Source organism: Pantoea sp. Fr+CA_20 (assembly GCF_024520835.1).
In the GTDB taxonomy this organism is placed as follows: Bacteria; Pseudomonadota; Gammaproteobacteria; order Enterobacterales; family Enterobacteriaceae; genus Pantoea; species Pantoea allii.
In genome coordinates, this window is sequence record NZ_JALNPN010000012.1 from 64,143 (window position 1) to 86,900 (window position 22,758).

General features: G+C 53.1%; 24 protein-coding genes. 14 read left to right on the plus strand and 10 right to left on the minus strand.

Translation table 11 applies throughout. The features are described 5' to 3' along the window. Nucleotides 1-11: 11 nt before the first annotated feature. The 12 genes from lptE (at nucleotide 12) to lipA (ending at nucleotide 11,105) form a co-directional block, all read left to right on the plus strand. Nucleotides 12-611, plus strand: coding sequence for an LPS assembly lipoprotein LptE (gene lptE / locus NR177_RS14965; protein ID WP_256853153.1), 600 nt, complete (start codon nucleotides 12-14; stop codon nucleotides 609-611). Beyond that, on the plus strand, nucleotides 608-1,639 hold the full coding sequence (holA, locus tag NR177_RS14970) for a DNA polymerase III subunit delta (protein WP_063878748.1): 1,032 nt from the start codon (nucleotides 608-610) through the stop codon (nucleotides 1,637-1,639). Before lptE ends, holA begins: the two co-directional genes overlap by 4 nt. Continuing rightward, nucleotides 1,632-2,273, plus strand: coding sequence for a nicotinate-nucleotide adenylyltransferase (gene nadD, locus NR177_RS14975; protein ID WP_063878747.1), 642 nt, complete (start codon nucleotides 1,632-1,634; stop codon nucleotides 2,271-2,273). The genes holA and nadD overlap by 8 nt, the downstream gene beginning before the upstream one ends. A 90-nt stretch (nucleotides 2,274-2,363) precedes the next feature. Then, entirely contained in the window at nucleotides 2,364-2,681 is a 318-nt protein-coding gene (gene rsfS / locus NR177_RS14980; protein ID WP_063878746.1) for a ribosome silencing factor, read from the plus strand. Between the two features lie 3 nt (nucleotides 2,682-2,684). Then, nucleotides 2,685-3,155 carry a 23S rRNA (pseudouridine(1915)-N(3))-methyltransferase RlmH gene (gene rlmH / locus NR177_RS14985; protein WP_006118409.1) on the plus strand — a complete coding sequence of 157 codons (471 nt, stop codon included), beginning with the start codon at nucleotides 2,685-2,687 and terminating at the stop codon, nucleotides 3,153-3,155. A gap of 34 nt (nucleotides 3,156-3,189) precedes the next feature. Further along, nucleotides 3,190-5,094 (plus strand): peptidoglycan DD-transpeptidase MrdA, encoded by a 1,905-nt coding sequence (mrdA, locus tag NR177_RS14990; RefSeq protein WP_063878745.1) that lies wholly within the window; start codon nucleotides 3,190-3,192, stop codon nucleotides 5,092-5,094. Between the two features lie 8 nt (nucleotides 5,095-5,102). Further along, nucleotides 5,103-6,215 carry a peptidoglycan glycosyltransferase MrdB gene (gene mrdB, locus NR177_RS14995; RefSeq protein WP_063881129.1) on the plus strand — a complete coding sequence of 371 codons (1,113 nt, stop codon included), beginning with the start codon at nucleotides 5,103-5,105 and terminating at the stop codon, nucleotides 6,213-6,215. 10 nt (nucleotides 6,216-6,225) lie between these two features. After that, nucleotides 6,226-7,413, plus strand: coding sequence for an endolytic peptidoglycan transglycosylase RlpA (rlpA, locus tag NR177_RS15000; protein WP_256853154.1), 1,188 nt, complete (start codon nucleotides 6,226-6,228; stop codon nucleotides 7,411-7,413). A gap of 131 nt (nucleotides 7,414-7,544) precedes the next feature. Continuing rightward, nucleotides 7,545-8,756, plus strand: a complete 1,212-nt coding sequence (gene dacA / locus NR177_RS15005; RefSeq protein ID WP_063878743.1) for a D-alanyl-D-alanine carboxypeptidase DacA — start codon at nucleotides 7,545-7,547, stop codon at nucleotides 8,754-8,756. Nucleotides 8,757-8,856: 100 nt separating this feature from the next. Further along, a complete protein-coding gene (gene ybeD, locus NR177_RS15010) occupies nucleotides 8,857-9,120 on the plus strand; it encodes a DUF493 family protein YbeD (RefSeq protein WP_006118404.1) in 264 nt (87 codons plus the stop codon). A gap of 191 nt (nucleotides 9,121-9,311) precedes the next feature. Then, complete coding sequence (gene lipB / locus NR177_RS15015) at nucleotides 9,312-9,965, plus strand: lipoyl(octanoyl) transferase LipB (protein WP_218995641.1); 654 nt, start codon at nucleotides 9,312-9,314, stop codon at nucleotides 9,963-9,965. Between the two features lie 174 nt (nucleotides 9,966-10,139). Next, entirely contained in the window at nucleotides 10,140-11,105 is a 966-nt protein-coding gene (lipA, locus tag NR177_RS15020; RefSeq protein WP_063878741.1) for a lipoyl synthase, read from the plus strand. Between the two features lie 112 nt (nucleotides 11,106-11,217). On the opposite strand, the gene tatE is transcribed toward lipA, so the two are convergent. From tatE to pagP, 5 genes are all read right to left on the minus strand, one after another. Continuing rightward, nucleotides 11,218-11,421 (minus strand): twin-arginine translocase subunit TatE, encoded by a 204-nt coding sequence (gene tatE / locus NR177_RS15025; RefSeq protein ID WP_063878740.1) that lies wholly within the window; start codon nucleotides 11,419-11,421, stop codon nucleotides 11,218-11,220. A gap of 106 nt (nucleotides 11,422-11,527) precedes the next feature. Then, a complete protein-coding gene (locus NR177_RS15030; protein ID WP_256853155.1) occupies nucleotides 11,528-12,358 on the minus strand; it encodes a deaminated glutathione amidase in 831 nt (276 codons plus the stop codon). A 45-nt stretch (nucleotides 12,359-12,403) separates the two neighbouring features. Continuing rightward, the gene (locus NR177_RS15035; RefSeq protein ID WP_063878738.1) at nucleotides 12,404-12,835 is read right to left on the minus strand and encodes a GNAT family N-acetyltransferase; all 432 of its coding nucleotides are present in this window, start codon (nucleotides 12,833-12,835) and stop codon (nucleotides 12,404-12,406) included. 352 nt (nucleotides 12,836-13,187) lie between these two features. Beyond that, the gene (gene cspE, locus NR177_RS15040; RefSeq protein WP_006118399.1) at nucleotides 13,188-13,397 is read right to left on the minus strand and encodes a transcription antiterminator/RNA stability regulator CspE; all 210 of its coding nucleotides are present in this window, start codon (nucleotides 13,395-13,397) and stop codon (nucleotides 13,188-13,190) included. A 150-nt stretch (nucleotides 13,398-13,547) separates the two neighbouring features. After that, complete coding sequence (gene pagP / locus NR177_RS15045) at nucleotides 13,548-14,120, minus strand: lipid IV(A) palmitoyltransferase PagP (protein WP_338156913.1); 573 nt, start codon at nucleotides 14,118-14,120, stop codon at nucleotides 13,548-13,550. Nucleotides 14,121-14,993: 873 nt separating this feature from the next. On the opposite strand from pagP, the gene NR177_RS15050 reads away from it, so the two are divergent. Then, entirely contained in the window at nucleotides 14,994-15,239 is a 246-nt protein-coding gene (locus NR177_RS15050; RefSeq protein ID WP_063878736.1) for a hypothetical protein, read from the plus strand. A gap of 49 nt (nucleotides 15,240-15,288) precedes the next feature. On the opposite strand, the gene gntT is transcribed toward NR177_RS15050, so the two are convergent. Beyond that, entirely contained in the window at nucleotides 15,289-16,605 is a 1,317-nt protein-coding gene (gntT, locus tag NR177_RS15055; protein ID WP_063878735.1) for a gluconate transporter, read from the minus strand. 290 nt (nucleotides 16,606-16,895) lie between these two features. On the opposite strand from gntT, the gene NR177_RS15060 reads away from it, so the two are divergent. Continuing rightward, nucleotides 16,896-18,044: an iron-containing alcohol dehydrogenase gene (locus NR177_RS15060; RefSeq protein ID WP_063878734.1), complete on the plus strand. Its 1,149-nt coding sequence runs from the start codon at nucleotides 16,896-16,898 to the stop codon at nucleotides 18,042-18,044. Between the two features lie 66 nt (nucleotides 18,045-18,110). Here NR177_RS15060 and NR177_RS15065 read toward each other — a convergent pair whose 3' ends face one another. The 4 genes from NR177_RS15065 to NR177_RS15080 form a co-directional block, all read right to left on the minus strand. Beyond that, complete coding sequence (locus NR177_RS15065) at nucleotides 18,111-18,941, minus strand: Cof-type HAD-IIB family hydrolase (RefSeq protein ID WP_109717155.1); 831 nt, start codon at nucleotides 18,939-18,941, stop codon at nucleotides 18,111-18,113. Between the two features lie 106 nt (nucleotides 18,942-19,047). Beyond that, on the minus strand, nucleotides 19,048-19,506 hold the full coding sequence (locus tag NR177_RS15070) for an RcnB family protein (protein ID WP_109717154.1): 459 nt from the start codon (nucleotides 19,504-19,506) through the stop codon (nucleotides 19,048-19,050). Between the two features lie 538 nt (nucleotides 19,507-20,044). After that, nucleotides 20,045-21,139, minus strand: coding sequence for an ABC transporter substrate-binding protein (locus NR177_RS15075; protein ID WP_096011916.1), 1,095 nt, complete (start codon nucleotides 21,137-21,139; stop codon nucleotides 20,045-20,047). Nucleotides 21,140-21,437: 298 nt separating this feature from the next. Continuing rightward, nucleotides 21,438-22,700, minus strand: coding sequence for a phosphatase PAP2 family protein (locus tag NR177_RS15080; protein WP_256853156.1), 1,263 nt, complete (start codon nucleotides 22,698-22,700; stop codon nucleotides 21,438-21,440). Nucleotides 22,701-22,758 lie beyond the last annotated feature (58 nt).

Sequence of the window (22,758 nt, forward strand, 5' to 3'; positions counted from 1 at the left end):
CAGGAGGAACTGTGCGACATCCGATTATCAGGTTGTTTGTCATGCTGGCGGTGGTCATCACCGCTGGCTGTGGTTTTCATCCGCGCGGCACCACTCAGGTGCCAACCGAACTGAGAACGCTGGTTTTAGACAGTGGTGACCCTTACGGCCCTCTGGCGCGTACCGTACGTCAGCAGTTGCGTCTCAACAACGTGAATATTGTTGAAACTACGCAGAAAAACAGCATGACCGTGCCAACGCTACGTCTTGGCGGAGAAGGACAAAGCCGTAGTACCGCCTCCGTATTTATCAGCGGTACCACAGCTGAGTATCAATTGACGATGACGGTCTCTGCTCAGGTGCTGATCCCGAATAAAGGGATCTACCCTATCAGTGCAACCGTTTACCGCTCGTTCTTTGATAACCCTAACGCGGCACTGGCGAAAGACGCTGAGCAGGACATGATTATTCAGGAGATGCGCCAGCGCGCAGGCGAACAGTTGGTGCGTAAGCTGCTTACTGTTCATGCTGCGCAGATGGAATCTCAGCAAATGTCGTCCAAATCGACGGTTTCCAAACCGGTTCAACCTGCTGCGGAGGTTTCTTCTTCCGCCACGCCAATGCCGCAATGATCAGGATTTACCCGGAACAACTCAGCGCGCAGCTCCGTGAGGGGCTGCGCGCCTGTTATTTATTAACCGGTAATGAACCCTTGCTGTTGCAGGAAAGTGCAGATGCGATTCGTGCCAGCGCCGTGGCGCAGGGTTTTGAAGAGCATCTGAGTTTTACGCTCGATGCGCAAACGGACTGGGACAGCCTGTTTGTTAGCTGTCAGTCAATGAGCCTGTTTGCTCAACGCCAGACGCTGACGTTACAGTTTCCTGAAAATGGACCGAATGCGGCTATCGCGGAGCAACTCATCAAGCTGGCCCCGCTGCTCCACGCCGATATTCTACTGATTTGCCGAATGGCAAAACTCAGCAAAGCGCAGGAAAACAGCGCCTGGTTTAAAACGCTTTCGGCCCATGCCGTGCTGGTCCCCTGCCAGACGCCAGAACAGGCTCAGCTCCCTCGCTGGGTCGCCAGCCGTGCAAAAGCCCTTAAGCTCGACATCGATGATGCTGCCGTCCAGCTACTCTGCTACTGCTATGAAGGTAACCTGCTGGCGTTGTCCCAGGCGCTTGAACGACTGTCACTGCAGTGGCCCGATGGCAAACTAACGCTGCCACGCGTTGAAGCCGCCGTCAGCGATGCCGCTCACTTTACCCCTTATCACTGGGTTGATGCGCTGCTTGGCGGCAAAAGCCGACGCGCACTGCATATTCTGCAGCAGCTTGAAAGAGAAGAGAGCGAAGTCGCGATATTACTGCGCACCCTGCAGCGCGATTTGCTGACCCTGTTGCATCTGCAGCGCCATCAGTCACAACAGCCGCTGCGTACACTCATGGATCAGCAGCGTATCTGGCAGAATCGCCGCAACCTGTTTACCGAGGCACTGCAACGCCTGGATGCAGCGCGATTACAGCAGGCTATTCACTTGTTGATGCAAATCGAGATCACGCTGAAACAGGATTATGGTCAATCGGTCTGGCCACAGTTGCAGACGCTGTCAATGCTGATCGCGAATCGCGCGTTCCCTGCGAGCCTTGCCCATGTCTGACTTACATGCCCTGTTTGGCGGCACCTTCGATCCGGTTCATTTTGGTCATCTCCGCCCGGTAGAAAAACTGGCCGAACAGATTGGCCTGTCCCGGGTTACCCTGCTGCCCAATAATGTGCCACCGCACCGGCCACAGCCCGAAGCCAGCCCGCAACAGCGGGTTGAAATGCTTGAGTGCGCCATAAAAACGTTGCCACTTTTTGACATTGATACGCGAGAATTACAACGTGATACGCCTTCATGGACGGTGGACACCTTAGAAGCGCTGCGGGCCGAACGGGGCGAACAACCGCTGGGCTTTATTATCGGTCAGGACTCCCTGCTGTCGCTGAACAAATGGCACCGCTGGCAGGACCTGCTCAGCCTGTGCCATCTTTTAGTGTGTAAGCGGCCAGGCTATCCGACGGAAATGGCGTCGCCAGACATGCAGCGCTGGCTGGATCGCCACGTCATTCAGGACAGCCAACAGCTCAGGCAACGCCCGGCTGGGGCGATCTGGCTGGCAGAAACCCCGCTGTATGCCATCTCTGCCACCGAGATCAGGCAGCGTCGCCATCAACATCTCGCCTGTGACGATTTACTGCCTGCCTCCGTGATTACCTACATAGACCGCGCCGGCTTATATCGCGACTGATATGGGCGTGATATACTGCGCCGCTAAATTTTTCGGCTGTCTTCCGGGTTTCAGCCAGCCCGCTCTCATCCAGTTTTAAAGGGGAACCTTTTGCAAGGTAAAGCACTCCAAGAATTCGTTGTTGATAAGATTGATGATTTGAAAGGTCAGGACATCGTTACCCTCGACGTACAGGGTAAATCGAGCATCACTGATTTCATGATCATCTGTACCGGTACCTCCACCCGTCACGTGACCTCTATCGCAGAACACGTCGAGCAGGAATCCCGTGCTGCCGGTCTGATGCCACTGGGCGTGGAAGGCAAAACGGCCGCCGACTGGGTCGTTGTGGATCTCGGTGAAGTGATTGTGCACGTGATGCAGGAAGAGAGCCGTCAGTTGTATGAACTGGAAAAGCTCTGGGGTTAAGCGGTGAAATTGCAGCTTGTTGCCGTCGGTACCAAAATGCCTGACTGGGTTCAGACCGGTTTTATGGAATACCTGCGTCGTTTTCCCAAAGACATGCCGTTTGAATTAACGGAAGTGCCTGCGGGTAAACGAGGGAAAAATGCCGACATCAAACGCATTCTGGAAAAGGAAGGCGAAGCGATGCTGGCAGCGACAGGTAAAGGCAACCGCATAGTGACGCTGGATATTCCCGGACAGCCCTGGGAAACCCCGCAGTTGGCGCAACAGCTGGAGCGCTGGAAGCAGGATGGACGTGATGTCAGCCTGCTGATTGGCGGCCCTGAAGGATTAGCGCCAGCCTGTAAAGCGGCGGCGGAACAGAGTTGGTCTCTCTCGGCGTTAACGTTGCCTCATCCGCTGGTGCGCGTGCTGGTTGCAGAGAGCCTTTATCGTGCATGGAGCATTACGACAAATCATCCTTATCATCGTGAATAACCGATAAGCTCACTCCAGACATTACAAGTAGCGGATGAAATTACAAAGCAACGCCTTTCGCGATTACAGCGCCGAACAAAAAGTCTTTGTCCGCAGGGCTTTTATCGCTTTTGTCGGCATCTTACTGCTCTCCTCCGTGCTGGTGGTCAATCTCTATCATCTGCAGATTCTCCGTTTCGACGACTACAGTACCCGGTCAAATGAAAACCGTATAAAGCTGGTACCGGTTGCGCCCAGCCGCGGCATTATCTATGACCGTACCGGTACGCCACTGGCCCTGAACCGCACGATTTATCAGGCCGAACTGGTGCCGGAAAAGGTCGACGATCTCAAGCAAACGCTGCAAAATTTGCGCCCGGTGCTCGACCTCACCGATGACGATATTGAGGCGTTTGAAAAAGAGCGTAAGCGCTCACGTCGCTTTACCTCTATCCCGGTAAAAACCGGCCTTAATGAGGTGCAGGTTGCGCGCTTTGCCGTGAACCAGTACCGCTTCCCCGGCGTAGAAGTCAAAGGCTATCAGCGCCGCTACTATCCCTTTGGGCAAACCCTGACCCACGTTGTGGGCTATGTCTCGAAAATCAACGATCGGGATGTGGCGCGTCTGGATAAAGAAGGGAAATGGCCAAACTATGCGGCTACGCACGATATCGGTAAACTCGGTATCGAAGCCTATTACGAAGACCTGCTTCACGGTAAAACCGGTTATGAAGAGGTTGAGGTAAACAACCGTGGCCGGGTGATCCGTCAGTTGCACGAGCAATCCCCGCAGGCCGGGCGCGATATCTATCTGACCATTGATCTGAAACTACAGCAGTACATTGAAACGCTGTTAGCCGGTAGCCGTGCCGCCGTGGTAGTGAGCGATCCCCGCACCGGGGAAATTCTGGCGATGGTGTCAACGCCCAGCTACGATCCGAACCTGTTCGTTGACGGCATCTCCAGCAAAGACTATCGCGGATTGCTGGAAGATGAGAACCGTCCGCTGTATAACCGCGCCATCCAGGCCGCCTATCCGCCTGCCTCAACGGTTAAACCTTATGTCGCCGTGTCCGCGCTCAGCGCTGGCGTCATCAATCGAAATACCAGCCTGTTCGATCCCGGCTGGTGGCAACTGCCCGGCTCCGAGAAGCGCTATCGTGACTGGAAAAAATGGGGCCACGGTCGTCTGAACGTCACCCGGTCGCTCGAAGAGTCTGCGGATACGTTCTTTTATCAGGTTGCCTATGACATGGGCATCGATCGTCTGTCCGAATGGATGACCAAATTCGGCTATGGATCGCGTACGGGGATTGATTTACCGCAGGAAAGTGCGGGCAATATGCCGACGCGCGACTGGAAGATGCGCCGCTTTAAAAAGCCCTGGTATCAGGGCGATACCATTCCTGTCGGTATCGGTCAGGGCTACTGGACGGCAACACCGCTGCAGATGAATAAAGCGATGATGATTCTCATCAATGACGGGGTTATCAAAGTGCCGCATATGTTGCGCGCTACCCGCGAGGGCCGCACCCTGGTGCCTTACCGTCAGCCCCCTTCCCAACCGATTGGTGACATCCATTCAGGCTATTGGGAAATTGCCAAAGACGGCATGTATGGCGTTGCCAATCGCCCTAACGGTACGGCCCACAAAAGCTTTGCCGATGCGCCTTACAAAATTGCCGCCAAATCAGGTACGGCTCAGGTCTTTGGTCTGAAAGAGAACGAAACCTATAACGCGCATAAAATCGCAGAACGCCTGCGTGACCATAAGCTGATGACCGCATTTGCGCCATATGATAAACCGCGTGTTGCCGTGACGATGATTCTGGAAAACGGTGGGGCCGGACCGGCCGTGGGTACGGTAATGCGTCAGATACTGGATCACATAATGTTAGGTGACAATAATACTGTCCTGCCAGATGCGGCTCCTACACCGCCAGGCTATGAAGGTGAATAATCATGTCGATGAATGACAGCCCGCAGAAGCGGACAATCTGGATGCGCATGCACATTGATCCGCTCTTTATGCTGATTATCCTCGCGCTGCTGACCTTTAGCGCCATTGTTATCTGGAGTGCCAGCGGTCAGGACCCCGGCATGATGGAGCGTAAGCTGGGTCAGATCGCCATGGGATTGGTTATCATGCTGGTGCTGGCACAGGTTCCACCCCGGGTGTACGAAGGCTGGGCCCCCTATTTGTATATTGTCTGTGTCATCCTGCTCGTTGCCGTGGATGCCTTTGGGCAAATCAGTAAAGGCGCCCAGCGTTGGCTGGATTTGGGTTTTGTCCGCTTTCAGCCCTCTGAAATTGCCAAAATCGCAGTTCCCTTGATGGTGGCCCGCTTTATCAACCGCGACGTGTGCCCGCCAACGTTAAAAAACACCGCGATTGCGCTGGTGCTGATCTTTCTTCCTACCCTGTTAGTCGCGGCGCAGCCTGACCTTGGTACCTCTATTCTGGTGGCGGCATCGGGTTTGTTTGTGCTGTTCCTGTCCGGGATGAGCTGGAAACTGATTGGTATCGCCGTACTGCTGGTTGCAGCCTTTATTCCCATTCTGTGGTTCTTCCTGATGCATGATTATCAGCGCGACCGCGTGATGATGCTGCTCGATCCCGAGACCGATCCGCTTGGCGCGGGTTATCACATCATTCAGTCGAAAATTGCCATCGGCTCTGGCGGCTTGCGCGGTAAGGGCTGGTTGCATGGAACCCAGTCACAGCTTGAGTTCTTACCGGAACGCCATACCGACTTTATTTTTGCCGTGCTGGCCGAAGAACTGGGACTGGTAGGCGTACTGGTGCTGCTGGTGCTGTATCTGCTGTTAATTATGCGCGGACTGATTGTGGCTGCCCGTGCACAGACGACCTTTGGCCGCGTGATGGCCGGGGGGTTAATGTTGATTTTATTCGTCTATGTTTTCGTTAACATTGGCATGGTTAGTGGTATCTTACCGGTGGTTGGCGTTCCACTGCCGCTGGTCAGTTACGGCGGATCGGCGCTTATTGTACTTATGGCAGGATTTGGCATCGTCATGTCGATCCACACACACCGAAAAATGTTATCTAAAAGTGTTTAAGAGGTCGCAGATGCGTAAGGACTGGCTTGGCGTTGTATTGGCTTCATTGGTTTTAGCTGCATGTTCTACCCAGGAACCGCAACAACAAAGTGCGCCACCCCAGCCTGCCTATAACGGCCCGGTGGTTGAAATTCCTGGCGTTGAGCCTCGTTATGAGCCGGTCAATCCGTCGACCAATCAGGACTACAGCGTCAACGGTAAAAACTACCGCATCATTAAAAATCCGGCCAACTATAGCGAAGTGGGTCTGGCTACCTGGTACGGTGAAGAAGCGCAGGGTAATCGTACTGCGACGGGGGAAACCTTTGATCCCGATGCCCTGACCGCCGCCCACCCGACGCTTCCTCTGCCAAGCTATGTGCGCGTCACTAACCTGGCAAACGGACGTCAGATTGTCGTGCGCGTTAACGATCGCGGCCCTTATACGCCGGGGCGCATTATCGATCTGTCTCGTGCCGCGGGTGACCGCCTGAACATCTCCAATAATTCCCGCGTGCGCGTTGATTACATCAGCGTCGCGCCAGACGGCACGCTCTCCGGTCCCGGTACCATCGGCACCGTGGTCGCCAAACAGAGCTATGCCCTGCCTTCGCGTCCCGATTTGAACGGCCCGGTCATGAGCAGCCCACCCGTGATGAACGGTGGTGGTAGCCAGCCGATGATGAACGGTAGCAGCCAGCCAGTGATGAGCGGTGGCAGTCAGCAGCAGACAGCGCCGACGACTGAACCCGATGCGCAGGATGTCTCGCCGGTGAGCAATGCCACTCTGCAAAGTCATGATGCCATGGGCGCACCAGTGCAGAGCGGCGGTTTTCTGGGTGCCCCGCAGCCGTTAGCGAGCGGCGTGCTGGAAGGTAGCGAGCCTGCCGCCAGCGCACCTGCTGCTGCGGCTCCGGCAGCCGCAGCACCGATTGCGGCCAGTGCCGCGACCTCTCACCCGGCACCCGCGACTCAGGGCGGATCATCGCTTTCAGGCTATGTGGTTCAGGTCAGTGCCATCAATGATGCTGCACGTGCCCGGCAGTTGCTCGCCAGTCTGCGCCAGCGCTTCGGTGTCCCCGGTGCAGTGGAAAATGCAGGCAATGTCTACCGCGTACAACTTGGTGGTTATAAAACCCGTGCTGAAGCCGTTGCTTTACAGCAACGCCTGAGCAGTGAAGGCCAGAGCGCGGCCTTCGTGACCACAGCAGGCCGTTAACCGACAGAGATGCTCTGATTGGTAACGTCTGCTAACAACCCAGTCATTAAGTCGGATACCTGTAAATCAGGCATTTGTTATGATGAGTGACTTTTTTAAACCCTAAACCCATGGATGTTGTCGTCCCACACATGAACACGCTGAAACCTTCTCGTTTGTTAAAACGCCTGACAGTGGGATCACTGATCGCTTTCTCTCTCAGCCATGTTGCTATCGCTGATGATGTTAATCTCAAGACCATGATTCCGGGCGTACCGGACATTGATGCCGAAGCCTACGTTCTCATCGACTACAACTCGGGAAAAGTGCTGGCAGAGAAAAACGCGGATGCCCGTCGCGACCCAGCAAGCCTGACGAAGATGATGACCAGCTACGTTATCGGTCAGGCAGTGAAAGCCGGAAAGATCCATCAGGACGACATCGTTACTGTGGGTCAGGATGCGTGGGCAACCGGCAATCCGGTGTTCAAGGGTTCATCGTTAATGTTCCTGAAACCAGGCGACCGCGTACCGGTTTCTCAGCTCACCCGTGGCATCGTATTGCAGTCTGGTAACGATGCCTGCGTAGCGATGGCGGACTATGTCGCCGGCAGCCAGGATGCTTTTGTTGGCCTGATGAACAACTACGTCAAAGCGCTGGGTCTGCAAAACACCCATTTCCAGACGGTTCATGGTCTGGATGCGGAAGGACAGTACAGCTCGGCACGTGACATGGCGCTGATCGGCCAGGCGCTGATCCGTGATGTGCCGGAAGAGTACGCGGTTTATAAAGAGAAAGAGTTTACCTTTAACAATATCCGTCAGATGAACCGTAACGGTCTGCTGTGGGATACCAGTTTGACGGTCGATGGCATCAAAACCGGCCATACCGCGGCAGCAGGTTATAACCTGGTCGCCTCGGCGACAGAAGGCCAGATGCGTCTGATCTCAGCCGTGATGGGCGGACATACCTATAAAGGCCGCGAAACCGAAAGTAAAAAGCTGCTGACCTGGGGCTTCCGCTTCTTTGAAACCGTCGCGCCGCTGAAAGCCGGAAAAGAGTTTGCTTCTGAACCGGTATGGTTTGGTAACAGCGATCGCGTACAGTTGGGCGTCGAGAAAGATGCTTACCTGACGATTCCGCGCGGCCGCATGAAAGATCTGAAAGCCAGCTATGTGCTGACCAATACTGAACTGCATGCACCGCTGAAGAAAAATCAGGTGGTAGGCAGTATCAATTTCCAGCTGGATGGCAAAACGATCGATCAGCGTCCTCTGGTGGTGTTGAACGAAGTTTCTGAAGGCGGTTTCTTCAGCCGTATCGTTGACTACATCAAACTGATGTTCCATCACTGGTTCGGTTAAGGGCGCAGGGCGGTTGAAAAACCGCCACCTTGCCCCCATTACAGGTTAATATGATGCTCCCGCTTCGGCGGGAGCCTGTTTTTTATGTACCGGAGTGATTATGAAAACCAAACTGAATGAACTGCTCGAATTCCCTACCCCGTTTACCTACAAAGTGATGGGGCTGGCACAGCCGGAGCTGGTTGATTTGGTGCTTGAGGTAGTGCAACGCCATGCACCCGGCGATTACAGCCCAGAAGTGAAACCCAGCAGCAAAGGTAACTATCACTCGGTCAATGTCACGATCAACGCCACCCATATCGAACAGGTTGAAACCCTGTATGAAGAACTGGGCAAAATCGAAATCGTGCGGATGGTGCTGTAACCTCCTCAAAAAAGGGTAAACGGGTCAGGCTGCGGGTAACGCACTGACCCATTTTTATTGGCTGGCGATATGCCAGCACCGATCCCACCTTAAACCTCTCTGCGCCACGATAACCGCCTCATCGCGAAGGCGTTTAACTTCAGCGCCGCCAGCGTTATACTCAGCCTCTCGCCTTTTAACGGATACTCGTTTTGTCAGCTGACACGCTTCTTATTCGCCAGTTTGGTTTATGTGACTGGCAATCGACCTCAGACGCCATGCACCACTATACCGACCAGCGCAACGCCGAAAGCCGGGATGAAGTCTGGCTGGTTGAACATTACCCGGTATTTACTCAGGGCCAGGCAGGAAAAGCCGAGCACCTGCTGATGCCCGGCGATATTCCGGTGGTACAGAGCGACAGAGGCGGCCAGGTGACCTACCACGGCCCCGGACAACAGGTTATGTACGTACTGATTGATGTTAAACGCCGCAAAACCGGTGTGCGTCAGTTGGTTACCGCCTTAGAGGAAACCGTGATTGCCGTGCTGGCGCGCTTTGGCGTGGCTGCCCGAGCCCGTCCCGATGCGCCTGGCGTCTATGTGGGTGACGAGAAAATCTGCTCGCTGGGACTGCGTATTCGTAAGGGCTGTTCTTTTCACGGACTGGCGTTAAACGTGGCGATGGACTTGTCACCTTTTTTACGTATCAATCCTTGTGGCTATGCCGGAATGAACATGACGCAGTTGCAACACTTTCGACCTGAGGTCACGCTCGCCGATGTCCAGCCGTTGCTGGCGGAGACGTTTGCCCAGCAGTTGGGTTATCAACAGGTCGAATGGCACCCGGTTAAGACCTCGGACTGAGTTAACTGTGAATGCGTATTTACAAATATGTAACTTATCGGCTCTGTCTTTGGCTGCTTCCTGGTCGATGAGATGATATAATTTTTGCACTTTTTTCAAATAAAGTTGAAAGCCGCCTTCTCGGGTTGAGTGAGACAGCTTTCAAATCGCAATCCGACCGGAACCTGCTGATTTATGAGTAAACCAATTCAGATGGAACGCGGCGTCAAATATCGTGACGCAGACAAAATGGCGCTGATCCCGGTGAAAACCGTGGCCGTCGACCGGCAAGAGATTTTACGCAAGCCGGAGTGGATGAAAATCAAACTGCCTGCGGACTCCAGTCGTATTCAGGGCATAAAAGCGGCAATGCGTAAAAACGGACTCCACTCCGTTTGTGAAGAAGCCTCCTGCCCTAACCTTGCCGAATGTTTTAACCACGGTACGGCAACCTTTATGATCCTGGGCGCAATCTGTACCCGTCGCTGCCCGTTCTGCGATGTTGCACACGGTCGTCCTAACGCGCCTGATGCGAACGAGCCGGGTAAACTCGCCCAGACCATCGCCGATATGGCCCTGCGCTATGTCGTTATCACCTCGGTGGATCGTGACGATCTGCGTGATGGCGGCGCGCAGCATTTTGCCGACTGTATCACCGCCATCCGGGAAAAAAGCCCCAGCATTAAAATTGAAACCCTGGTGCCTGACTTCCGTGGTCGTATGGATCGTGCGCTTGAGATTCTGACTGCAACTCCGCCGGATGTGTTTAACCACAACCTTGAAAACGTGCCGCGCGTGTATCGCCAGGTGCGCCCGGGCGCAAACTATGAATGGTCGCTGAAACTGCTGGAGCGCTTTAAAGAAGCCCATCCAGAGGTGCCGACGAAATCCGGTTTGATGGTAGGTCTGGGTGAAACCAACGCTGAAATCGTTGAGGTGATGCGCGACCTGCGTCGTCACGGTGTGACGATGTTAACGCTGGGTCAGTATCTGCAGCCCAGCCGTCACCATCTGCCCGTTCAGCGCTATGTCAGTCCAGCGGAATTTGATGAGATGAAAGAAGAGGCGATGGCGATGGGCTTTACCCATGCGGCCTGTGGTCCTTTTGTCCGCTCGTCTTACCACGCCGATATGCAGGCAAAAGGCCTGGAAGTCAAATAGCGTTCGCTCAACCGCCGTCATTAAAAAACAAAAAAACCAGATTGTCCGCAATCTGGTTTTTTTTACTGCGGTCAGAAATAAAAATTAACACTTTTCTAAAACTGACTTGGCATTAGTCTTTGTGAGAAACGCGTTCTGCAGGTGTTTCTTCCGCTGTGGTGCGTGCTGCACTGGAATCTTCGTCTTTCATGGCCTTTTTAAAGCCTTTGATTGCAGAACCCAGATCGCCACCCAGAGAACGTAATTTATTGGTGCCGAAAAGCAGTACGATAAGCGCACCGATAATCAGCAGCTTGGCAATACTGATACCTTCCATATTTAACCTTTATAATCTGGCGAATAACGGTAACCCCTATTTAGGCGCAGTTTAGCCCTAAGCTCAAGCGTAATCTGTAACAGAGTAAGATCGCGGTTGCCCTCCTTCAGGTCCCAGGCCCCGTCCTGCCGAATAACACCTGGCGCGACGCATCCAGTTCAGGCCGACTAAACCGGCGGTTATCCAGCACCGGTAACATTGCGCGTGCCGTAGCGATTCTTTGCGGGTCAAGCTCGGCGAAGATCAGTGCGTGAGACTCGGCCGCACGGCTTATTGGCACACCCAGTGGATCAACCACCATGCTGTTGCCAATATTACGCGTCCCGCACTCTCCGACGGCGACCACATAACAGGTATTTTCCAGCGCACGCGTGCGGGTAAGTAAATCCCAGTGCATCTCTTTTAACGGCCCTTTGACCCAGGCTGAAGGTAAGACCAGCACGTCGGCACCATCCAGCACAAGCCGCCGTGCCAGCTCAGGAAAACGCACATCGTAACAGGTCATCAGCCCTACTTTCATGCCCGCCACTTCCACCAGAGGTGGAACCTGTTCACCCGCTTCAACTCGCGTTGATTCCTGTATGGCAAAGGCATCATAGAGATGCAGTTTGCGATACTCTGCCACGAGCTTCCCGTCGCGAATCACCACCAGCACGTTAAAGACTTTATGGTTATTACCTGGTACATGCATTCCCAGGACCGTCGTCAGTCTGGTGCCCTTACTGGCGACCAGCAATTGCGACAGGAATGGTCCATCCAGCGGCTGTGCGGCTTCCAGAATTAAATCGGGGTTTGTGATGTCACTGGCCAGCACCGCCTCAGGCAGGACTAACAGGTCGGCATCAGCACGGCTGGCCTGATCCATCATGCTCAGGCAGGTTGTGGCGTTTTCCTGCCATTCACGCTTAACTGCAAATTGCCCTAGCGCGACTTTCATTATCCCTTCTCCAGCGACGCCGTGCCCAATGGTGAGCCTGTCATCTTACAGAGGCTGTAATGCTTTCACATGATAGCGTGGCGATTCAACATAACCTTCACGGCCATAAAACTGGTTTGCTTTGAGGCGCGAGGCATGACAGTGCACTTCCATGCGATCACAGCCGTGCTGAGCCGCCAGCGCTTCTGCGTGCTGCAGCAGTTTCTGTCCGACGCCTTTGCTACGCTCACCTTCGGCAATGCACACGTAGCTGATGCGAGCAAAATCGCCCGCCAGCGCCAGCTGAGGAATAAAATGAAGAGAGATAAACCCCAGCACCTGATTGCCGTGCTCTGCAACCAGCAGCTTCTCATTCGGATCGGTCATCAGTTGAGCAAGACGTTGCTCAATAAAATGCTCTGTACCGCCATAACCAAGTTCACTTAACAACGCGCTCAACACGAAGCTGTCCTTCGCCTGAGCTGGACGAATATTCATCCTGTCACCTCTTTATCTGCGATGCGGAGAGTCAGTTATAACCCGAGACGCCGTAAAATGCTGCTCCTGCGAGTTGTTATGATTATGTTACGGGGATTATCTGTGACTCGCTCCGCAGTTTGCCAGTCGTTGTAGTGCTGCAGAATGGGCCTGAGTTCGATGTAGCAGTAGAACCAGGTGCGGCCCGGGTTAACGCGAGAACGTGATGATGCGAGGGAAAGTGCGGTGGGATAAGAGCGAAGCCATTGTGTAAGTGTTCCGCATAAAGCCGGGCTGAAAACCAACGGTGTGGTTGCGTGCAGCCATAAAAAAACCCGCCAGAAGGCGGGTTTTTAGAATTCTGACTGTTAACTTACAGACTGATAACGTTAGCAGCAGATGGGCCTTTTGCGCCGTCAGTGATTTCAAACTCTACACGCTGACCTTCAGCCAGAGTTTTGAAGCCATTGCTCTGGATCGCAGAGAAATGTACGAATACATCTTTGCTGCCATCTTCAGGAGTAATGAAACCGAATCCTTTAGATTCATTAAACCACTTAACGTTACCTTTAATCTTAGACATCTATATTACCTTTACATGAAAAATGGACACTAAACTGTGTCGCCATCTAGTACAGCAATTGCTGAGGGTTTTGTCCAGCCTGAATTGATGAAAAAGTGATAAATATCGCTATTATTTTCCCTTTAGTGACTTATTCAGGGGTTCTGAGGCTTAAAACTGCCAGCGCAGCCAGGCAAAATACACGTTACCGTTGTTGTAAGTGCCTGGAATATAAGTCATTTGAAAATTAACCGGCCCATAACCTACTGATGCTAACGGCAATAATGCCGGCACAGGATAGTATCCCCAGTTATTCCTCGCCGTGATGCCAGCGGTAAAGCCCAAACCATAGTGAAAATTCTGATCCGACAGTGGCCGCCAGGTTGCTTCCCAGCCATAGCCGCCAAAGGGTTCCCACTTGTTAAAGGAATCTTTAAACGCCATCAGGTAAAGGCCGTGCCAGTTACCTTTCTCATCGTAACGTGAAACCCCACCACCCGCTCCCCAGGGACGTTCGTTATATCTGTGGATATGCTCATCATCATACGTCCAGCGGTTATGCCAGGTGATGGCGGGCACATAAACATCAATGGAGTCAGGCTGTTGCCAGGTTTGCTGGACATTATCAGTGAAAGTGTCCCAGCCCGATTTTATCTGCTGGGTGAGCATGGCCGCCTGGAGAGAAAATGAAAAAAATAACGCCAGTAAGGGCGCTGATAAGCGTGCGATAAAAGACCTGTTCACTTCGGTATTACCTTTATTGTATTGGCTAAATCCAGCGTTCCATACTGAAAACAACAACGTAAAAACCCGCCTGCAGCAGAGAGAGCGAAACCCTTCTGGAGTCTGTTCGGCATGTCGTTATGCTTAACGAGCTAAAGCGTGAGGGATTTTAAAACAGGGAAGATGAACCAGAGCCAAACAACCAGCACTTGCCATATTCTCGCTAAATGAGGTGATTATCCTGCCTTTATTAAACGCCACCAGTTGCGCGCTGTGCCCGCTAAAAAACAAAAAACGGGCGCAATCGGCGCACGAATAAACGCCGTTTAATCACTCGATTAATAAAGAAATAATTAATAGTTTGGGATGTAAATTATTGCATCAGGGACAAACCTGCCTAGACCAGCGTGACGGGCAAAGACGCCAGAGAGATAGCGATGAAGGTAGAACTTACAGGCTTACAGGCTTACAGGCTTACAGGGAAGAGGATAAATAGCGCGGCTTGATGCGACAAAGGTGGTCAGAAAGGATTTGGGCACCGTTGAGGTGCCCATAGAATCAGAAAATCAGTTTAAATACCCCTGTCAGGGTCAGTAGTCCCACGATAAAAATAATGGCGATAATCCACAGAATTATTTTCATTTCCTCTCCCTTACCTAAAAAAACATTCCCATAACAGTATAGGCAAGATTTGAGGCTGTGCTTTTTGCTTATTGCGATCTCATCCATCGAAGCAACATTCAGCTTTAATAGTTATTTTCTGTGAGAAGCATCGCATAGCAGGTTTTTACCTGCCTTGCCGCTTCGTTTTGCGGATTAATCCTGGCTAAAATTTATGCGGACAGGACAACTCGTCGGTTTTGACACTAAAAATGCAAAGCAGGGAGAGACCTTATGAGTAGCATAAATACCAGTATGGGCCGCTATAGCCTCAAGGCAAAATACAGCGGTGATCAAATCAAAGGTTTTTTCGCCATCAATGATGAAGGCGGCACGCAACTTACCCGACAGGAGTTTGCGGTGCACTATCTTGACGATGTCGTTAATAACGTGATTTATCCGGTGACCGGCGGTAACCGTGAAATTGCCCGCGCATTGCGAGAACAGATGGTAAAAGCGGGATTTGAAGATTCAGATTAACAGTACGGGCCGCCGGTCCTGCGCGGCCCTACTGCTTTATGCAGGCACCTTACACCACGTAGGAAAGCAGTAAGCATCCCACCAAACCACATACCGAAATAATGGTTTCCAGTGCCGACCATGACCGAATAGTTTCGCCAATCGTCAGGTTAAAATACTCTTTAAACAACCAGAAACCGGGGTCATTAACGTGTGAAAAAATCACGCTGCCAGAACCCACAGCGATCACCATTAACTCCGGGCTCGCCCCGCTGGTTGCAATTAACGGAGCCACAATCCCCCCTGCGGTAATCGCCGCCACGGTTGCAGAACCCAGGGCAATGCGCAGCACGGCAGCAATAGACCAGGCCATAAACAGCGGCGACAGATTGGTGGCATGCATCATATTGGCAATGTATTTATCCACGCCGCTGTCCACCAGAACCTGCTTGAAGGCACCGCCGCCACCGATAATCAGCAGCATCATCGCGATAATTTTGATGGAGTCGCTTAGCGTATCCATCACCTGTTCCATGCTGCGTCCACGGTTCAGACCAAAAGTGAAAATCGCAATCAGCACGGCAATCAGCGTCGCCATAATGGGATCGCCAAAGAACTCGGCATAAGGCAACAACGCATGGCCTTTGGGCAGCACCATTTCGGCTACCGCACGCAGCGCCATCAGGACGACGGGAACAAGGGATGTCCAGACGCTGACGCCAAAGCTGGGCATTTCCGCTTCGCTAAACGTTTTGGGGTTATAAAGCCCTTCTGGAATAGGTTTATCAATCCCTTTCAGGAAACGTGCATAAACTGGCCCGGCGAGAATCACCGTTGGGATGCCCAGTAAGGTTCCAAACAGCAGTGTTTTGCCCATATCGGCATTAAACAGTGTGGCAATCGCCGTGGGGCCGGGATGAGGCGGGAGAAAACCATGGGTCACGGACAATGCCGCCGCCATAGGGACGCCGACAAACAGCAGCGGTACGCGTGCCGATGCGGCAACGCTGAAGACCAGCGGCAGCATCAAGACAAAGCCCACTTCATAGAACAGAGCAAAACCCACAATAAATCCGGTCAGCACCAGTGCCCATTGGATGTGCCTTGTGCCGAACTTGTCGATCAGCGTGGTCGCGATACGTTGCGCGCCACCGCAGTCGGCCAGTAATTTACCGAGCATTGCGCCAAAACCCATAATCAGCGCCAGGCCGCCCAGCGTCCCACCGACGCCATTTTTAATCGAAAGAATCACTTTGTTGACCGGCATGCCCTGCATGACGCCAACTGCCAGGGCGACTAAAATCAGCGCGATAAAGCCATTGAGTTTAAAGCGAATCATCAGCAGTAACAGTAATGCCACGCCAATCGCCACATAGAGTAATGGCATAATTTTTCTCCACCTGATGCCCTGAATAGTTTCAGTGCCGCTTTGTTATCGTGGTCCCTGAGGACATGTAAAACCGGGGTTCTGCAAGAGTCGTAACATTTTGACAACCCCTGTTACCGATAACATGTTAAGGGTAACATCCTGGTTAAAGCATCACCCCACCGTGGATGAATTTGCGTTTTGCGAAGGCGATCAACTTTTCCTCCCTGCGGAATAACAAAGTTTCGCGGGGCCGATCGCCGGCTTTTGGTTACACTCAGATTTTAGCGAAGATATAAAAGGATGCGCTGGTGAGTGAGAATCTGAGTGAGCTGTACAGCAATCAACAAACCTTTTTTGGCCGGGGAAGCCTCAATAAGCTGATTCCCCTGCTGGCTGCCCAACCCCAGGCTACCCTGCTCTTTTGCGGTCGTTCATTTTTACAGGGCGAAGCTTACGCCCGGCTCAAATCCACGCTCAACGATCATATTGTCGGTTATGAGATTGTGAATAACGAAGCCTCACCCGGCGATATTGATGCCTGGGTCGCGCGCTGGCGTGGTCATGTTGACAGAGTCGTGGCGGTGGGCGGCGGCAGCGTTCTGGATGCCGCTAAGGCTTTTAGCGCCATGATTCAGCATCCGTTACCGACAGCACGCTATCTGGAAAAGGTCGGAGATACGGCGGTCAGTGCCATCACATTGCCCCTGATTGCGGTCCCTACCACGGCGGGCACCGGCAGTGAAGTTACGCAAAACGCCGTTGTTACGGATCAGCGGGATATTCAGATCAAAGCGTCGCTGCGTCATCCGGTATTTGTGCCACAGGTCGCCATCCTCGATCCCGACTTGCTGAAAGGCGCCCCCGATAAGGTGCTGGCTACCTGCGGAATCGACGCATTTACCCACCTGTTCGAAGCCTATCTGTCCAACAAGGGCAACCTCTTCACCCGCCAGTTAGCCCTCACCGGATTGCGTCAGTTCATTCAGGGCTGGCCTGCGCAAAACCAGCAAGATGAGGCTGGCGATCGCGCGCGTGAAGCGATGATGATGGCGTCCTGGCTGGGCGGGATCAGCCTGAGCAGCGCGGGGCTGGGCGTCATTCACGGGATTGCGGGCGAACTGGGCGCGATTAAGCCCTTCCACCACGGTGAAGTATGCGGAAGACTGCTCTTTACGTTTCTGGATCATCTGGCAGACAGTCAGCACCCGCAACAGTGTCAGTTGATGGCCGACATGCATCAACAGCTTTTTGACGCGCACACCGATTCTCCGGCGCACTACCTGAAAGCCTGGCTACAGCGCTCAGCCATTACGGCTTTCTGGCAGGACGGTCCAGCGCTCAGCCCGTCTGACATCGACTGGGTTCTGGCCCGGGCTAACAGTAAAAACAGCCTGGTGAGTTACAGCAAAGATGAAATGCGCGACATGATGGTTCGTGCCTGGCCGGTTAGCGCATAGTCCTTGTGCAGGCTTATCCACCGCCCGCATAGTTGACTCTCGGCATTTGTAGCCTGGTGCCCGTCACTATGCCGGCGTAAAGGGCGGTTCGCCTGCCAGCATCTGCTCAATGACCTGTAACACACCTTCATCATTGTTGGCAGGTGCCCGGAAACGCGCGGTCTCTTTTACCCGCTGCGGGGCATTGCTCATAGCGAAACTGAAGCCGGACTGCTCCAGCATCTCCAGATCGTTGCCGCCGTCACCGAATGCCAGTACCCGATCGTGAGAAATGCCCCAGCGCTGCGCCAGCAGGTTCAGGCCGTTTGCTTTGTGCTGACCGGGAACGATTAAATCTACCGAACCGTGACCGCTGGAAGTGGCCGCCGCCGCGCCTTGATGCAGGCGCTGAATATCTGCCATCAGGGGTTCCACATAATCGTCTGACAGATTAAGCGCAAACTTAAGTATCTTGTCCCCGGCAACCTCATCAAGAGAACGAATGGGTCGGAGGCGATGGCAATAATGTCGCATCTTGACCAGCCACTTCTCATCCATTCCTTCAAAATAATAGGCGCTGTCACGCCCGCAAAGCAGATAGCGCAGGTCGGGATAGTGACCATTCTTTAACGTATCCAGCACCGCATCTATGTCATCACGCGTAAACGCGCCACAGAACAGCTCCTCATCACGATCGATAATTAATGCGCCGTTTTCTGCCACAAAGGCGATCTCGCTGGCGATTTCAGGAAAAAACGATCGGAGTTGGTGATACTGGTTACCACTGGCAACGACAAACTTGATATTTCGCTGAGTGAGCTGGTGGTAACAGGCGAGGAAACGCGAGCGGTTGTACTGTTTTTTGTCATCCAGAAATGTGCCATCCATATCAACAGCCACCATCTTAACCGTGGTCATCAGAACTCCTTAGCCGGTGAACGTTCAAAATTTACTGTCAGAATAGCCTGGTAACGGGCAACAGGGTGCACAAAAAAAAGGGATGGCCGATGCCATCCCTGTGTCTCTACTGAAAGGCGTTATTCAGTATCAGTGAGGTAATAATGCCGGTTGCGGCGGCAATCAGCACATAGTTACCGTCAATGTCGGCCCAGTGCTGGCCTGGAGGCGGTTCTCTCAGGCCGCGCTCACGCCAGTCGTCAATACGGTAATCCTCGCCACAATATTCCCGTGGAGCCGGGCCGCCACGGCGGAACTCATGACCACGCCAGGCAAAACGATCCGGGTGATAATCACGGCGCACATCGGGCGGTGGCGGTGGCGGTCCGCCAGGGCCTGGCCGACGGCCGGGAGGCCCATCGCGATCGAGGCCGGGCGGGCCGTCGCCGTCGGGACCGCGACCATGGTGATGCCACGGCCCGTCGGGTCCACCTGGGCCACCTGGCCCTTGTGCCAGAGCGGAACTGCTGTACATCGTGCTGTATGCTAAAAGGGCGATAATCAAACCAGATTTTATTTTTTTCATGGTACTGCCTCCAGTGGTAACGGCGCTTACGCACCGTTGCCACTACTATTGTCGCGGCAGCAAAAAATAAGAATCACCAAAACTCTTAAAAGTCAGCGCCAGTAAACCAGCGCGGTCTGGTCTTCATCCTTTCGGCAGGCATACAGTAAACCGCGTGAAACAGAGATACAGTACAGATGACATAACAGACTGCGGGTATTAAGGAAATCAGGGCAGGCGTGACATAAAAACCAATAAAAAATAAAGCCCCGATCCGCAGATCGGGAAGTCGTCTTTAAAACCAGTTAACTGGAAAATACCCCTTAATATGCATCAGGGAAAAGCAAAGCAGACAACACCACATCACCAGTGTCGCGATGAAATAATAACGCTGCGTTAGTGACAGTTCGATGAAAAATGGCACGCTTATTTTTAACAAGGCGCTTTATCGTTAAGAAAAATAACCCAGTGCAGATGACTGACAGACAAGCTAAAGCGGTTAATACCGTGGTCTGCGCCATCAAGGTCAGGCGTCATTCGCGCCTGACCTTGATGAGAATTACGGGTAACTCAACAGCACAGGCGCGTCCGGTAATTTTGTAAACTGCCGGATGATCTGATGGTAATCCGCAACCGGATCGAGCTGACTAAACTGTTTTGGGTAGAGGTCTTTGGCCAGAATCTCCATCCCGATAATGTTGTAAGGATGGTTATAAAAGTGGTGATAAATACCGTACGTGCGTCCCTGTTTGACCGGCTCTATTTGCGACAAGCCGGTGCGCTTTAATAAAGTCGTAAAGGTTGCCGCCACGTCTTTCCTGTCCGCCCCGTAACCAAATGGCAGCACATTGCTGTTTGGACGTTTTGAGCCGGTCATGATGTAAACATCCGGTTTCATGGCGATGATTTTTTCCAGGGAAACAAAGCCAGCGTTACCCGGCAGCAACGCTGATCCGATATTTTTGCCGCCTACCGCTTCAACCAGTCCACCCCAACCGCTGTGGCTATGGGTAAAGCAGCAACTGTCGCTGTTACCGGCTATCGGCTCAATAAAAACGGTGGGTTTGGTTTTTACCTGGTCAATGCCCTTCTGCAGGTTCTGCCAGTGCTGCTGATAAAAATCGGTGTAAGCCTTCGCCTCGGCTTCACGGTTCAGCACTTTACCCAGCAGGGTAATCCCGGGCACGGTGTTTTCTTTAGGATGCAGTTCGTAGTCAACAAACACGACCGGGATATTCAGGCTTTTGAGCGTGGTCAGAACACCAGACTGCATAAGAGCAGGTTTAGCACGTAACTGCGCAATCATCATGTCCGGCTTCTTAGCCAGCACGCTTTCAAGATTTACCTGCCCCTGGTCGTTGAACCCCATATCCACAATGTTTTCAGCCTGTGGCCAGGTTTTCTTCAGAAGCGCCCAGGTTTGCGTGTCCTGTTTTTTGGGCAGGTTGTTCCATGCCACAACACGTTTAAAAGGATCGTTACGGTCCAGCAGCGCCAGTGCCATGATATCTCGCCCATCCTGTAAAATGATGTGCTGAGGCTCTTTCTGCAGCGTAATAGTCTGCCCATCCACATCCGTGACGGTCAGAGGATAGGTGGTCGCCGAGCAAACCGCTGACGCCAGCAACGTTGCTGCAAAAATACCGAATTTCATGTTTGTTAACCCTGTTAAGAAATAAGAATTATTCTCGTTAACTTTAACATGCTAATTCGTAACAAATATAAACCTTTGTTTAATGAATACGTCTGAGCCCTCGCCTCAGCTTGAGGCCGCCTCGGCTAAAGACAGGACGGCGCGCCGGAAGCCTCGACGATCAGGCCTTGAGGAGCGAATAGAAAATAGCAGAAATGGCAATCAGGCCCGCGACCATCACAATTCTGGTGCCTGGCATGATGCCAACCCAGGCGACGCTGTCAGCGAGACGGGCGAGATGTCCCGCCCGTTTTTTTTATCAGTGTGACTTAGCCTGTGCATAGGCCGCGTCCAGATCCAGTCGCTGCCAGAACGCCTGGTCCGCCCCCGGTCCACCCAGTGGATAACCGGCGGATAATGCACTTTTCACCATCAGCTCACGTCGCTGCTTTACTGACAGCTGCGGCAAGGCCGTTTCCAGCAATACTTCTGCGCCATCCGGCACCGTGAATCTGGCTTTGTTGTCTGCCAGCTTCGGCAGGTTATAGCTCATCGTGAAGCGATAAAACGGCTTCATGCTGCCTGTGCCGTAGGGATCATCACGACCGGCGGGTTTTGCGCACGCCGCTAAGGTTGTTCCACACTCTTTTTCCAGCGCGCTGCGCAGTTGCTGGCGGGCATCATTGAATAACGCGCGATAAGCGGCATCGTTCAGATAATGTGCAACGTTATATTGTGCCACCATGCGTGAACCCATTACATCGAGCGGATAGTGCACACCCAGAACCAGTCGCGAATAGCCGTAGCGTGCGCCGCGCTGGAGTAAGGCTTCAAACCGCTCCGGGACCATCTCGGCTAACAACAACGCATCGGTATAACCCGTATTGGTGTGTCCGCTGGGGAACGAACCGCCATCGGCCGTATAGGGATGATTGTCTTTGATCACCGTATCATCCGGCACCAGATGAATCGTATTGCCTGTGTGCAGGAAAGGACGCGGATAGTTAAAGTGTTTTTTCGCCGCACCGGTGCTGACTTCACTGGCTTTGATCAGGGCCGCCGCCTTGTTAATCTCGCCTTTATCATAGGCCGCCAGAAAGGCTTTACCTAAACGAGGTCCCAATGCGTCGGCAAGAAAATAGAGGTAGCTGATTCCTTCTGCGTCTGCCAGCGCCTGATGGCGTTCGCCCTGGGTTGCATTGAGGTTAATTGATGTGACCGTGGCCCGATTGGCCTCCAGAACCTTATCCGGCAGCGTGCTGAATACTGACAACAGCGCAATGCCCGCCTTCTGCAACGCATCACTCTGGAAATCATAACCACTGGCTTTTAGCCACTGATAGTCGGCAATGCTGTCACTCTGCTTAGCCTGCTTAAGCTGATCGCGACTGAGCGCTGGCGCGCCCTTTTGTATCGCCGCCCGCTCTGCGGTCAGCGCCTGTAATTCAAGTGCGTTAAATGCCGGACTGGACGATCCCTGTGACGTTTGATTCGCCAGTGCACTGGCCTCGGACAACGTCATTGCCTGTGCCTGTTGAGCCACCAGCAGTGCTACCGCAATCAGGGTGAATTTCATTTTCATTATTATTCCTTTGGTCTCTGATTATCTCTGATCTTGCCGGATTTCACGCTAGCATTGC